Below are 14293 nucleotides of genomic sequence, written 5' to 3'. Positions count from 1 at the left end.
TTGTGGATACTGCCCACCAGGTTTCTCCACTCATCGTAGTTGGGCTCTCCCATCATATCTTCAGCCTCTTCAAAGGGAAGTCGTCCTGATGTTACCGGTCTTATAAGGATAAAGAACTTATCTCCCTTTTCAAGTGGAACATCATCATCAAGTTCAAATGTGTGGTAACCAGCGCTTATAGCTGATATCTTCTGGGATATTGCTGGAACAGTCTGGTCATTAAAGGTAATATTACCATCTGTCACATCTGGATTAACATAGATATCAAGCTCATACTGCTGATACAAATCTATGCTCATAAGTCCAACAGCCTTAAGATCCTGGTTTCCTGTTGTTTCATACAGCATTCCATAGGGATTCTTGGCATTGGAATAGGCTCTCATCATGTTCTCAGAATCATCAAGGCAGCTTACAGTATTGGTCAAAAAGCCAGCGCTCTGATAATTGTTGTCATACCAGTTGTCTTCTCCCGGGGCAGCAACCTCGTAAGCAGCTGCATTGCTGACATCAACTGTCTCGTCATAATATGAAAGATAGAAGCACCCTTCCTTACCTGAACTGGTACCCCAGCTGTTTTTACAAAGCCATGCTCCATCTCCTTCTGGAGCAGTTACAAAGTTTGAAGCACTGTAATCATCGTCCCAGCCAATTATAAGAACCTCGTGATTGGCAGTCTCTGCCTTTTCTCCTCCAAAGGATGAATAATTACTTGAGCTGTGGTTTTTCCAGTACTTGGAATCAGCATTTATTCCTATAGTTGCAGCGCCATGTTCCATGATCATTTGCTTGACCAGTGTGTTATTGCTTAGCTTTGCAGGCATTTGATCCACTGCCTGTACATGATAGAGACTTTCGTAGGCTCCTGAAGGCGCATCTGCATTGTCAGTAAAGATATATTTTGCTCCGTAGGTGCTCTTAAACTCGTCATTTCCAGTCTCAGCAACAGGACCCTTCCAGGCAGTCAGCATACTTATGACAAAGTTTGTTACGCCGCCGCAGTCGATATATCCTGTATCATAGTCAAAGAGCCACGCATCCGGCTCTTCATCCCTGTTTACAAGCTCGCGATAGTCTCCATCAATAGTTCCATTAAGGGATCCATTTGCCTTATGAAGGTTATAGTATGCAAGATGTTTTTCCGAAAGGTCGATGTCTTCTGGCTTAAGATCAGCGTGGTGCCTAAGGATGTCACTCTCCACCGCTCCAAGAGCTGCAAAGGTCCAGCAAAGTGACGTGTAGCCCTGATCCTCCACCTCTGTCACAAAACACTTTCCGTCCACATTTCTGGAATCATATTTAGAAGGAATCTCTTTTTCTGAAAAAGAATTGATATCAACCGGGATAACATCAGTAAAATCCTGGTTACTATAGAATGCGCCAATATCGCCGTCTCCAATCTGGACAGCTTCCGGCAAAAGAACCTTTCTCACCTGCTCAACATCGCTGGTAAGAGGGTTATTGACTGTCTCTGATACTACACTGCTGATAAAAGAGCTGCCACCTGATGCAGCTGCAGCCTCCTTATCAAAGCTCTCATTATCCTCAGGAGTTCCAACAAGCCCCTGAAGATCTTCGTCGGCATTATAGTCTGAAGATACCTCATCCCGCCTTGATGAATTAGAGGAAGTATTTTTATTTTTGATAACAACAAAAGAAACCACTCCTCCTATCACTAAAGCGATGGTTATGGCAATGATGACATTTCTAAGACTTTTCTTCACTTTTTTCCGCCCTCAAAGATCAGATTACAGTTGTGTTAAAGGAACCAAATATAGACTGGGAAATATCCCTTGCAAAGGACTCATAGTCGATAAAGTGAATACCTTTTTTCCAGCCATCTATAACCCTGAGCATAGGAAAGAGCTTGTCTCCCACGCGCCAGATGCTGTAGCCACACACAACAACAGTGTGGTCCTTGTAAAAGCCCCTTGCAATATTCATTATAACAGGTCTTCCTGCAGAAATTTCTTTAACTACGTGTTTTTCAAAGCTCCAAACATAGATTCCTCTGCATCTGGCCTTGATGTTATATTCCTTGAATGCTTCTCTGGTGATCGAAGCGATAAAAAAGGGAACAGTTCCTCTCTTATCAGTATAACCATAAGCCTCCGCAATATCCTCAACCTGCTTGTACAGCTCATGTATATCTGAAGGGATTCCTGTAAGCCCAAGTGTCTGCCTATAGTAGTCCATGACTCTTGTAACAGCCACTACGCTGCAGTTCCTGGTGCGCCGGCCGCTTATTTCTTCCATGGACATCTGGTTCATAAGAAGGGTCCTGCCTCTTTTCACAAGAACTCCCTTCTCTCCGTACTGTTCCATCAGATATTTAGAAATATTCTTAATGCCGCCATAAGGTTGTTTCATATAATAGTCATTTCCTGATCAGTTATATGGATAAAGCTCTCCGCTTAGAAGTACAAATTCTTTGCCACTTGTATCTACGATACAAATGACTTTTTCGTTGTAATGCGGGTAACCAAACTCTTTAATATCTATATCATATGACTCTGTCGTATCTACGCTGTCATAGACAGAGTACAGCTTTCCCTCTTTAATATAATAGCACTTTCCATCCTGAGGATTCCATTTGAAATTAAATAATTTATCCGATAATCCGTCAGCTACTTTCACGGGATCCTGTCCCTTCTTGCAGTAGTAAATTGCGGGATCGCTATATACTTTAAACCAGACTTCATCACCACTATCACTTACAACTTTATCATACAGAAACTTTCCCTCTTCAGTAATTGCGGTCTCTACCATATATGTTCCATCGTAGTCTGCTCTATAAAGAATGCAGTCTTTTTCGTAGTAGCAGACAGGTCCGTTCTCTCCGATAGTTGGTGCGATAGCATGCATACCGTCTTTGCTTGAGGCAATAGGGAACAAAACCGGAGTATCGCCTTTAAGAGTGAAGTAGTTTTCGTAGTCATAGATGACAAGTACATCTGAAAAGCTGTCAGTATCTATTATGTAATGTCCAAGGCTCATATCAGTCCTTTGCTTTTTCGCATTGCAGACATTGTACTCCATATAAGAGCTGTCAAAGAGAGGAAGCGCAACGGTGTCTCCAGCTTTATAGTATTTTACCTTGCCAGGCTCTTCAAAGAGTATCTGTTTGCAATCTCTGTCGAAAAAGGCATTGTAAGCATATTCTCTGCTGATCTTGATAGACTGCCCTCTGTTGTAGCAGTAAATACCGTCATTTTCATCTATAGACTCAAAATAAACTGTGTCACCGTCATTGGAAACAGTTATAGGGGTTGTTCGAAGGCCACTGTAAACAAGTTTTGGTTCTCCACCTATCTTGCAGGTATAAAGCTCTTTTTCAGTAATGTAATTAAAATAGGCAACAGTCTGTCCATCTGGAGAAATAGCCACATTATTAAGGTTGGTCTCTGCAACCTTAGTTGCACTTCCAGCAGCCACATCATAGATGTAGACATCCCTCATGTATGACTCAGAAAGCGTGGTGTAGTAGAAATACCCACCTTCATAGCACATTCCTGCCCCCTCTACTTTTTCAGTAATGATCTTGACGTTCAGATCTGCATCTATGTAATAAAGAGTCTTATCCTTTAACACGATTGCTTCTGATGCATCCACATTCATGGATATAGGCAGTGACAGATCGTCTTCATTATAGAATCTGTCTAATACTTTTCCTTCCGAATTATATAGATATGTCTCTGTGGTATGGATTGTAGTACCTGTATAGGTTCTTGTATTCTGAGATTTGTAAGTGTAAGGCTTGTTGCTGACAATCTTCTGATATGAATCAGGACCTTCGCCTGCAACATCATCTCCTGTCTCTACATCTGAAGTGTCTGTACCTTTGCCATCTTCTTCAGGATTTTCCTTAACATCTCTGGTAACCTCAATTCCAAATGTATCCTTAAGGGTACTGTTAAAGGTCTCATCAACCTTCGGGCTTACTGCAGTGATAAACTTATATCCTAAAGTAGAGGAAACAACCATTAAAGCCGCAATTCCAATCCCAATTACCACTCCACCACTATTTTTTCCATTACTCATAATAAAACTCCCTAAAAAACTCTTTTCTCAAACCACGATATTATATAACAACACGTATCAATTGTCAGTAGTCTGCTATCATAGTAAAATACACAGTAGACTAGAAAAAATATAGTTTACTTTTCCGATTTAAAGTGGTATAGTATTCCACGACTGTAAATTATGGAGGAATCATCATGTCTTTCGATTATATACAAAAACTGCCAACTCCAGAGGAGATTAGATCTGAATTTCCATTAAGCAGGGAGCTTACCGCCCTAAAAAAAGAAAGAGACGCCATGATCTCTGACGTTTTCACAGGTAAGAGCGACAAATTTCTTGTTGTGGTTGGACCTTGCTCTGCTGACAACGAGGATGCAGTATGCGACTACGTCTCCCGCCTTGGCAAGCTCAATGACAAAGTTAAGGATAAGCTGATCCTTATCCCAAGAATATACACCAACAAGCCTCGTACAACAGGCGATGGCTACAAGGGTATCACTTCTCAGCCTGACCCTGAGGGAAAAACAGACTTCCGCGCAGGTCTTGTTGCCATGAGGCACATGCAGATAAGAGCTATTGAAGAGTCAGGGCTCACTGCAGCTGACGAGATGCTCTATCCTGAAAACTGGGGATATATCGCTGACATTCTCTCCTACGTGGCAATTGGAGCCCGCTCAGTTGAGGATCAGGAACACAGAATGACAGCCAGCGGCTTTGACGTTCCTGCTGGTATGAAGAATCCTACCAGTGGAACACTTTCTGTAATGCTTAATTCCGTTTACGCAGCTCAACAGCCTCATACCTTCGTGTACAGAGGATACGAAGTTTCAACCAACGGAAACCCTCTTGCTCACTGCGTCCTTCGTGGTTCATCCAACAAGCATGGCCAGTCCCTTCCAAACTACCACTATGAGGACTTGAGCCTTCTTTTAAAGCTCTATGAGCAGAGAGAGATCATCAACCCTGCTGCTATCATTGATGCCAACCACAACAACTCTGGCAAGCAGTTCAAGGAACAGATCCGTATTGTAAAAGAGGTGCTTCATTCAAGGAATTTAAATCCAGATATCAAGAACCTTGTTAAGGGCGTCATGATAGAGAGTTACATAGAAGAAGGTTGCCAGAAGATTGGCGAAGGAATATATGGTAAATCCATTACTGACCCATGCCTTGGATGGGAAGATACAGAAAGGCTCCTATTAGAGATCGCAGAGACCTGCTGATCAGTTTCTAATACGAGCCCACTCATATGGATCCTTGGATCTGACGTTTTTACCCATATATCTTGAAATTGTATTACTGTCGGAATATCCCATCAGCTCCTGTACTGATGAGGCGTCTGCCCCATTATCTACCAGGTGCACAGCAAAGGAATGACGAAGTGTAAAAGGCGTGATGTCTGAACTTTCTCCCGCTTTTTTTACATAAACTTTAATAAGCTTCCATAGCCCCTGTCTGCTGAGGGGAGTTCCATTGCAGTTTAAAAAAACTGTCTCATCATCAGAATTTTCTAAAGAAAGCTCTTTTCTTGCATCAGTAAGGTATGCAAAAAGAGCTTCTTTTGCTTTTTTGCCATAAGGAATGAGCCTCTTTTCAAGTCTTAGGCATGAAAGGCCAAGATCAACGTTAGAGAGCTTGAGATTCACCACCTCGGAAGCCTTAAGGCCTGTGGCGTACATAAGCTCAAGGATTGCCTTATCTCTTTTGCCCTTGGCGTCATCCCCAAAATCCTGGGAAAGAATATTCTCTATCTCAACTGCATTAAGAACTCTTGGCTCTTTAGCAGTTACCTTGGGACTTTTTATATTCTCTGAAGGGTTGTCTTCTATCGCGCCAATCTCTAATAAATAACGGAAAAAATTCTTGATAGATGTATTGTGTCTTGAAATAGAGGAAGGAGCAAAATGCTCCTCCCTAAGGCTACTACAATAATCAAGAATCTTATCCTCAGTAATATCTTTTGGATCAGTTATCCCCCTAAGGCTCATATAATTCATCATCCTGACAAGGTCTCTTTTATATGAGATAAGGGTATTATCCGAAGTCTTTTTTACATTTCGAAGGTAATCTATGAATTCGTCAATCTGCCTGTCCATAGTTTGTTTTAAATGCCCTCTTCCTTCATGATGGTATCAAGCTTGTCGTAGATACTAAGGGTGTCTAAGGTTGAAAAATAATCTCTTGCAGTCTCTGCTCTTCTTATGAGCTCAACTGATCCGTCCTTCTTAAGAAGAAGCTCTGCGCTCTTAAGCTTACCATTGTAGTTATATCCCATAGCGTAGCCATGTGCTCCGGTATCATGAATGTAGATGTAATCTCCCATGTCGATCTTGGGGAGCTGTCTTTCTATAGCAAACTTATCGTTATTTTCGCAAAGAGATCCAGTTACGTCATAAACCTGATCTGCAGGAGCATTTTCTTTTCCTAAAACTGTGATGTGATGGTATGCGCCATACATAGCAGGGCGCATAAGGTCTACAGCGCAGGCGTCAACTCCAATGTACTCCTTGTAGATGTGCTTTTCGTGGATAGCAGTGGTCACCAAGGCTCCATAAGGGCCCATCATGAATCTGCCCATTTCTGTGTAGATTGCTACATCTCCCATTCCTGCAGGCACAAGGATCTTGTCATACTGCTCGTGAACACCCTTGCCAATCTCTGCAATATCGTTGCCTGTCTGATCTGGTCTGTATGGAATTCCTACACCTCCAGAGAGGTTGATAAATGCTATGTCTGCTCCAGTCTCTTTTTCAAGCTTAACTGCCAGCTCAAAGAGCTGTCCCGCAAGTGTAGGATAATACTCATTGGTCACTGTGTTGCTGGCAAGAAATGCGTGAATGCCAAATCTCTTGGCGCCCTTTGCCTTGAGGACCTTAAATGCCTCAAAGAGCTGCTCAGTTGTCATACCATACTTGGAATCTCCTGGATTATCCATAATGCCATTGCTCATCTGGAAAACTCCGCCAGGATTGAATCTGCAGGAAATGGTCTCAGGAATCCTTCCTATGGTCTCTTCCAGGTAGTCGATATGTGTAAAATCATCCAGATTGATGATGGCTCCAAGCTTGTCTGCATAAGCGAATTCGCTGGCTGGAGTATCGTTTGATGAGAACATGATGTCCTCTCCAGATGCTCCTACTGCACTGCTAAGCATCAGCTCAGTCATTGATGAACAGTCAAAACCGCAGCCACAATCCTTTAGGATCTCCAAAAGCCTAGGGTTTGGCGTTGCCTTAACTGCAAAGTATTCTCTAAATCCCTTGTTCCATGAAAAGGCATCGTATACTGCCTTGGCGTTATTTACAATTCCCTCTTCATCGTAAATATGAAAGGGTGTGGGATATTTCTTTACTATCTCATCTACTTTTTCCTTAGTAACGAAAGGTTTTTTCATAATGTCCTCCTGATGCATAAAACTTAACTCACACTTTAGCATAGTAATGCATCAATTTGCAATAGTTAAATATTCTCAATCTGCCAATCGATGGGGCTTACACCATTTTTTGACAAAAATTCATTGCACTGACTAAAGTGCTTGCACCCAAAAAAGCCTCTGTAAGCAGAAAGAGGGCTTGGATGAGGAGCCTTAAGAACAAGGTGTTTGGGATTATCAAGCATTGGCGCCTTCATCTGTGCCGGTCTTCCCCACAGCATATAAACTATTGGTCTGTCCTGGCTGTTTACTGCCCTTATGATGGAATCAGTAAACTGCTCCCATCCTTTTCCCTGATGGGAGTTTGCAGCGTGAGCTCTTACAGTAAGTACTGTGTTTAAAAGAAGCACACCCTGATCAGCCCATTTTTTAAGATATCCGTTATTAGGGATATAACATCCAAGATCATCATTTAGTTCTTTATAGATATTTACAAGAGAAGGCGGTGTATCTGCCTTGCCTGGAAGCACAGAAAAAGAAAGGCCATGAGCCTGGCCTGGCTCATGGTATGGATCCTGCCCCAGGATCAGAACCTTTACATCCTTAAGGGGAGTAAAGTGCATGGCATTAAAGATATCCTCAGATGGAGGGTAAACAACGTTCGTGCTGTACTCATTTTTCACAAACTCATATAGATTCTTATAATATGGCTTTTTAAACTCATCCCCAATAGCTTCAAGCCAATCCCCGGTTATCATGCCCATCTTACCGGAACACCTCTCTCTCCTAAGTATTTTTTAACTTCTGAAATCTCAAGTTCTTTAAAGTGGAATAAGGATGCTGCCAGTGCCGCGTCAGCTTCCCCTTCTGTAAGGGCGTCATAGAAATGCTCAAGGGTTCCAGCTCCGCCAGATGCAATGACAGGAACAGAAACAGCCCTGGCTACCGCTCTCGTCAGTTCAATATCATAGCCAGCCTTGGTGCCATCACAGTCCATACTAGTAAGAAGTATCTCTCCTGCTCCAAGCTCAACTCCCTTTTTAGCCCATTCCACGGCATCCAGTCCTACATCGATCCTGCCACCGTGCTTGTATATGTTCCAGCCGCTGCCATCCTCTCGCCTCTTGGCGTCTATTGCAAGTACAACGCACTGACTTCCAAACTTATCAGCTGCCTCAGCTATAAGCTCTGGCCTGTCAATGGCTGCTGAGTTCATGGATACCTTGTCTGCACCTTCTCTAAGGATTGCCCTGACATCATCAACAGTTCTGATACCGCCGCCTACAGTAAAGGGGATGAAGACTTTTTTCGCAACTTCTCTTACCATGTCGGCTACAGTAGCTCTTCTCTCATTGGAAGCTGTAATATCAAGGAAAACCAGCTCGTCTGCACCAGCCTTGGAGTAGGCTTCGCCAACAGCTACCGGATCTCCTGCATCTATAAGATTAACGAAATTTACTCCCTTAACTACCCTTCCGTTATTAACGTCCAGGCAGGGAATGATTCTTTTTGTAAGCATATATTACTCCTCTTATGTAGTCATCAAACTTCAAGGAAATTCTTAAGTATCTGCATTCCAACCTCTGCACTCTTTTCCGGATGGAACTGACACGCAAACACATTGCCGCACTCAACGGAAGCATCTACTGTTACGTTGTAGTCTGTGGTTGCCTTAACAATGCTCCTGTCCTCGGCGCTTAAGTAATACGAATGAACAAAGTAAACATATGCCCCTTCATCTATGCCCTTAAAGAGCCTTCCCTGACTTGGAAAATCAAGGCTGTTCCAACCAATCTGGGGGATCTTGTACTTTTTACCATTTCCATCAGTTTCTGGGATCTGAAGGATCTTACCACGCAAAATGCCCAGACCAGTTACTCCTTTTGACTCATCACTAAAGTCAAAAAGCAGCTGCTGACCCAGGCATATACCCATAAAAGGAACATTCTTTTTAGTCACTTCTCTTATTACATCTTCAAGGCCATATTCCCTGATACGGCCCATGGCGTCGCCAAAAGCTCCCACTCCTGGAAGGACAACGTGATCTGCCTTGTAGATCTCTTGTGGATTTCTTGTTACAAGAGCCTTGCTTCCAAGATACTCAAAAGCCTTCTCTACGCTCTTAATGTTACCTGCATCATAATCGATAATAGCTACCAATTTGCATCTACTCCATTTTTAAGGTATCGATGCTCCTTGGCTGTTATGACTCCAAAGTTCCCACTATTTCCATAAGTCTGATAGTATAGTCCCTATCCTTCTTGATAGAGTTGATCTCTAAAACCTCAGCTTCTGTAAGGCCATAACTGTTCGTAAGCAACGATTCTATACTATCGTACACGCTATTAACTTCAATTTCAACACTATACTTCGCTGCCTCGCTAAGGAGATCCTCTCTGTTACGCATTGCCATAAGAAGCATATCAAGGGCTTCTTCCTTCATGTTCATAGCAGTATAGTTCTCGTAACCATCAAGATATCTCTGTGCCCAGGCAAGGACTCTTGACTGCTCGTAGACTATTGTCTCATCTTCAGTCATGTTTTTGCCGTACAGCATCTTGTAAGCTGTTGTGTATTCCTTGCGGGTGTAAGCTGCACTAGCCCTCTGGGATGCTATTCTGTCAGGAAGTACAATAGCCGGTATCAGGAAAAGAATTCCAAGGCTGGCTGCAAATATTCCTGAAAGAGCAATCTTCTTAGGAGATATAGCCTTTTCTGGAACGCCATCGTCCGCCTTTGGAGGCTTTGGCTTTTTCTCCTTCTTTGGCTTTGGAGGCTTTTTCTCCTTTGGTGGCTTTTCCTTTTTCGGAGGCTTCTCTTTCTTTGGCTTCTTCTCTTTCTTAGCCTTCTTTTTCTTGCCGTCTCCCTCTTCACCAAGTTCATTTAAAACCTGCTGATTTTCATCAGTTAAGCTGGCAAGACCTTCATTTGTTGCCTCATCATCTTCCTTGGTAAGAGTTTCAATGAGTTTTGCAAAAAAGCCTTTCTTCTTTTCTTTCTTTTCCTTACCTGCTTTTTTGCCCTTTTTATCAGCCTCATCATCTTCAGAATCAGCGCCTCTCTCCGGAATAGAAGCAAGATCCTCAAGGGAAGGCTCCTGTCCAAGATCATCAAAGCCATCCTCTGTAAGAGCGCCTAATATATCATCTTTAGGGATTTCATTCTCCCCTTCTCCTCCTGCAGCATCGCCCATTCCTGCAGAGTTTTCTATATCCTCTATCTCATCGTTGGCAAGAGAATTCATAAGGGCATCCAGATCCTGCATGGATACTTCCTCAGAATCAGATGATCCAGCATCTTCCCCTGCACCAGAATCAGCCACCTGTGAAACCTCGCCATCCACTGCAGCATCATCAGCAGCTTCTCCAGTAAGAAGATTATCAAGGCTGGACTCCATTGCTTCCAGGTTAAATTCATCCCCAGAATCCAGAAGGATCTCGCCATGATCTTCTGCTTCGGTCTCTGGAGCCGGAGTCCCCGCACCATCATCTGGCGCAGCATTATCTTCTGTAAGAGCCAGATCTCCCATCAGATCTTCAAGGTTCTCTACTGGAGCAGCCTCAGCATCCTGGCTGTCATCGCCGCCAATTGCTGAATCCATTTCTGCCTCAAGATCTGCCAGTGACATATCGTCAAGGCTAAGGTCATCTGCTTTATTTTCAGCAGATTCGTTTTCTGGAAGGGGCTTACCACTAAGGGCAGCATCTATTTCTTCCTGGGTCATTCCAAGGTCTAAAGAAGCTGCATCGCCCAAACCAGTATTCTCTGGTGCTGGAGCTTCCTCCTCTTTTGGTGCATCTTCCATGGCTGGTGCCATATCCGGATCATCCGCCATATTATCAAGAACATCACTCAGGCTGTCCTGAACTGACTTTTCCTCTGGTGCCATCAGATTCTCATCAGACATCTCATCAAGAAGGTCAGTTAAGATCTCCTCAGGAGTCTCATTGGCATCAGAACTTGCCTCTTTTTCCAGAACGACCTCATTATCCTCCGGAAGCGAAACCTCCGGAGCCATCTCTAAAAGAGCGTCATCGCCCTCCTCAACATCTACCAGTGGCGCACTGACAGCCTGTGGCACCTCAGGTTCAGGTGCAGCTTCTGCTTCTGGTTCCTCTACTGGTGCACTGTTAAATTTGCCGCTCTGTATTTCAGCATCCAGCCTCTCTGCGTCTGCAATAGCCTCATCAAGGGCTATTTCCTCAGGATCCCTTACATCATCAATGCTTGGGTCACTTCCTATAGTGAACTGAGGAATTGAAGAATCAGTTGGAGTTTCAATATCATCTAAAAGATCCTCAAGCTTACTGTCAACAAGCTGGTGTCTGTCGAGCTTACCAAGCATATCGCCAATATCATTGAGGTCTTTGTTACTGCCACCAGAATTTTGTACAAGCGCACTAATATCCCCTGAGTCGCCTTCTGTAAGGGATCCAGAGGAATGCGTTGACATCCTGCTAAGTGCAGATTGAGGATTGCTACTATTCGATTTTTGGGCTGAATCTAGCAGACTGTCGAGATATTCTTCGTTATTCGACTTCATAGCCCTTCACTCTCCTGCAAAATATAGTTTACTGAATTCATTTGGATTGAATCAGTTTTTTCTTTTATCTCAGGGGTATGGTGATACAGCTTTTCATGAACCCTAATAAGATGCGCCTTTTCATTGACAAAAGTCACCTTCTCAAAGGGCCATCTGATAACTGTTGGGTGATCCAAGGATACTCCAAGCTCAAGAAGCAACAGGCTCTTTCCCATTGTCCCCGACAGGAACTGAGTATACTTGCCCCAATTCTCAAGGTAAGCACTCTCGTTATATTTAATATTACTATATTCTGGTCTCTTTTGGTTAAGAAATAATGATTTTCCATCCTGAAATGGCTTATAAAAGCTCTCGCCATCTGTAAGATGACCGCCACGTTCTGTAATAATCTTGTGGATCCTTTTTACTATTCCGTTAAAATCCTCTGTGATGGTAACATCCAGCAAATCATCAGAAGGATCATTGGTCTGTAGGTATCTGTAATTACCACAGGGGTATACACTGTACTTTTCCTCAAACCCATCAAGTATTGCATCGTGAATAAAGGTCTCAGATATTAAAAAATAAGGCTTGTCGCCTATGAGCTTTCTAAGAGCTCTGTAAGCGTTATCAACTTTTTCATCGTTGTTGTAATAACCGTATTCAAACTCAATTATCGGAAGAAGCCATTTGTTACTGTCATCTTCGCAGTACTGCAAAAGCTCATGGTATCTTTCATCCCCCTTGATACCGGTCTTTATCCAGTTCCACTCATTGCCTATTCCGACAATTATCTGGTCATATTCATGAATGACCTGTGATAACTTTTTTTCCATTCTCCTCACTTCCGCTTTAAAAAAATACTCCCCTCACCAAAACAGTCATTGAAAACGTGTTTCATAACCGAGAGGCAAAGGGAGTTAAAGTCAAAATATATTAGCCTTCAGAAGCGTTTACAAGTTCATCAATTACTGAAACAAGGTTTCCGATCTCTGGCTTGGACAACTGTCTGTCAGCTCCAAGTGATTCTCCTTTTCTCCTCATCTCTTCGTTAACCAGTGATGAGAAGATTACAAGAGGAATATCCTTGGTTGCATCGTCGCTCTTTACAAGCTTTGTAAGCCTGTGCCCATCCATGATAGGCATCTCAATATCAGTTATAATGCATTTGATCTTGTCAAGCTCGCCTCTGTCCTTGCAAGCCTTGATGTAATCATATGCAAGTTTGCCGTTCTCAAAGTGTCTGACATTATTATATCCTGCTTTATTGAGAGAATCTACGATAAGCTTGTTAAGAAGCTGTGAATCCTCTGCAAGGACGATAGGAATCTCGTTTCTGTTACGTGTTCCAATATCTCCGAGAGAATCCATATTAAGACCTGTATTAGGATTGATATCTGATACGATCTTCTCAAAGTCGAGAATAATTATAAGCTGATTCTCAAACTTGATGATACCGGTAGAGATACTCTCCTCAGCCTTGGAAATTGTAGCATTAGGCTTGATGATATCAGCCCATGATACTCTATGGATACCAACAACAGCATCAACATGGAAAGCAATATCCAGCTTGTTGAAGTTAGTGATAATAAAGAGTCCGCCTGCCTTGGATGCACCTCTCTGCAAACAGTTGCGCAGATCTATAGCTGTTATCATAGTATCACGTGGCATAAATATACCTTCAATACTAGGATGTGCATTTGGAACAGGAGTTACTTCCTGATAAACAATAATCTCCTTGATCTTAGCAACATTGATGCCATAGCAGTGGTCATCAATCTTAAACTCAAGGACTTCCAGTTCGTTGTTACCACTTTCAAGCAGAATTTTTGATTCCATTCTCTCACCTCGTGTATAAAAAATTTTAACTGCCTAGAAAAGAAAAAAATACATAAAACCGATAGAAATTATTTTGAATATCCTTATTCAGTATAGCATAATTTTCTGAAAATAAATACATAAAAACAAAAAAGACGGGCATTTGTCCGTCTTTTTAGATTTGATTTATAAGTTTTTTATAAATTTTGTTTTTCGTTTAAAATTAATTAAAAAAATGTACCTGTAAAACCGAATACTGAAATTATCTAATGATCCATATTGCTAATAAGGAAGTTCTGCTCTCGTGCTTCGCACGATCCAGAACAACACTCGAACTAGACTCGAAAATACCTCGTCAAGTTCTCCTAGTTTGGATAAGCCCTCGACCTATTAGTACACATCAGCTGAACATGTTACCATGCTTACACCTTGTGCCTATCTAACCTCGTACTCTCCAAGGGGTCTTACTGAACAAGTCAGGGATATCTCATCTTGAGGGGGGCTTCACGCTTAGATGCCTTCAGCGTTTATCCCTTCCGGACGTGGCTACCCAGCCTTAT

General features: G+C 42.6%; 12 protein-coding genes and 1 rRNA gene. 1 reads left to right on the top strand and 12 read right to left on the bottom strand.

What is annotated here, in order from left to right; genetic code table 11:
• From J6I68_RS06150 to J6I68_RS06140, 3 genes are all read right to left on the bottom strand, one after another.
• The coding region (locus J6I68_RS06150; RefSeq protein ID WP_292218556.1) for a C1 family peptidase at positions 1–1721 on the bottom strand (1721 nt) is incomplete at its 3' end.
• Between the two features lie 19 nt (positions 1722–1740).
• On the bottom strand, positions 1741–2367 hold the full coding sequence (locus tag J6I68_RS06145; RefSeq protein ID WP_292218555.1) for a C39 family peptidase: 627 nt from the start codon (positions 2365–2367) through the stop codon (positions 1741–1743).
• 18 nt (positions 2368–2385) lie between these two features.
• On the bottom strand, positions 2386–4038 hold the full coding sequence (locus tag J6I68_RS06140) for a TolB family protein (RefSeq protein WP_292218552.1): 1653 nt from the start codon (positions 4036–4038) through the stop codon (positions 2386–2388).
• A 176-nt stretch (positions 4039–4214) separates the two neighbouring features.
• Between J6I68_RS06140 and J6I68_RS06135 the strand changes: the two genes are divergently transcribed.
• A complete protein-coding gene (locus J6I68_RS06135; protein WP_292218550.1) occupies positions 4215–5243 on the top strand; it encodes a 3-deoxy-7-phosphoheptulonate synthase in 1029 nt (342 codons plus the stop codon).
• Here J6I68_RS06135 and J6I68_RS06130 read toward each other — a convergent pair whose 3' ends face one another.
• The 9 genes from J6I68_RS06130 to J6I68_RS06090 all read right to left on the bottom strand — a co-directional run.
• Complete coding sequence (locus J6I68_RS06130) at positions 5244–6116, bottom strand: tyrosine-type recombinase/integrase (protein ID WP_292218548.1); 873 nt, start codon at positions 6114–6116, stop codon at positions 5244–5246.
• A gap of 8 nt (positions 6117–6124) precedes the next feature.
• Entirely contained in the window at positions 6125–7414 is a 1290-nt protein-coding gene (locus J6I68_RS06125) for a diaminopimelate decarboxylase (RefSeq protein ID WP_330622438.1), read from the bottom strand.
• A 65-nt stretch (positions 7415–7479) separates the two neighbouring features.
• Entirely contained in the window at positions 7480–8157 is a 678-nt protein-coding gene (locus tag J6I68_RS06120; protein ID WP_292218546.1) for a uracil-DNA glycosylase, read from the bottom strand.
• On the bottom strand, positions 8148–8912 hold the full coding sequence (gene hisF / locus J6I68_RS06115) for an imidazole glycerol phosphate synthase subunit HisF (RefSeq protein WP_292218544.1): 765 nt from the start codon (positions 8910–8912) through the stop codon (positions 8148–8150). Before hisF ends, J6I68_RS06120 begins: the two co-directional genes overlap by 10 nt.
• A 23-nt stretch (positions 8913–8935) precedes the next feature.
• The gene (gene hisH / locus J6I68_RS06110) at positions 8936–9553 is read right to left on the bottom strand and encodes an imidazole glycerol phosphate synthase subunit HisH (protein ID WP_292218543.1); all 618 of its coding nucleotides are present in this window, start codon (positions 9551–9553) and stop codon (positions 8936–8938) included.
• A 43-nt stretch (positions 9554–9596) separates the two neighbouring features.
• Positions 9597–11936: a hypothetical protein gene (locus J6I68_RS06105; RefSeq protein WP_292218541.1), complete on the bottom strand. Its 2340-nt coding sequence runs from the start codon at positions 11934–11936 to the stop codon at positions 9597–9599.
• Positions 11933–12751: a hypothetical protein gene (locus J6I68_RS06100; protein WP_292218539.1), complete on the bottom strand. Its 819-nt coding sequence runs from the start codon at positions 12749–12751 to the stop codon at positions 11933–11935. Before J6I68_RS06100 ends, J6I68_RS06105 begins: the two co-directional genes overlap by 4 nt.
• A gap of 100 nt (positions 12752–12851) precedes the next feature.
• On the bottom strand, positions 12852–13754 hold the full coding sequence (locus J6I68_RS06095; RefSeq protein WP_292204115.1) for a chemotaxis protein: 903 nt from the start codon (positions 13752–13754) through the stop codon (positions 12852–12854).
• A 349-nt stretch (positions 13755–14103) separates the two neighbouring features.
• A 23S ribosomal RNA gene (locus tag J6I68_RS06090) occupies positions 14104–14293 on the bottom strand; the annotation flags it as partial.

Origin of the sequence: Butyrivibrio sp. (assembly GCF_017940685.1) — a bacterium.
Taxonomy (GTDB): domain Bacteria; phylum Bacillota; class Clostridia; order Lachnospirales; family Lachnospiraceae; genus Butyrivibrio.
This window is presented reverse-complemented; position numbering and strand designations above follow the sequence as displayed.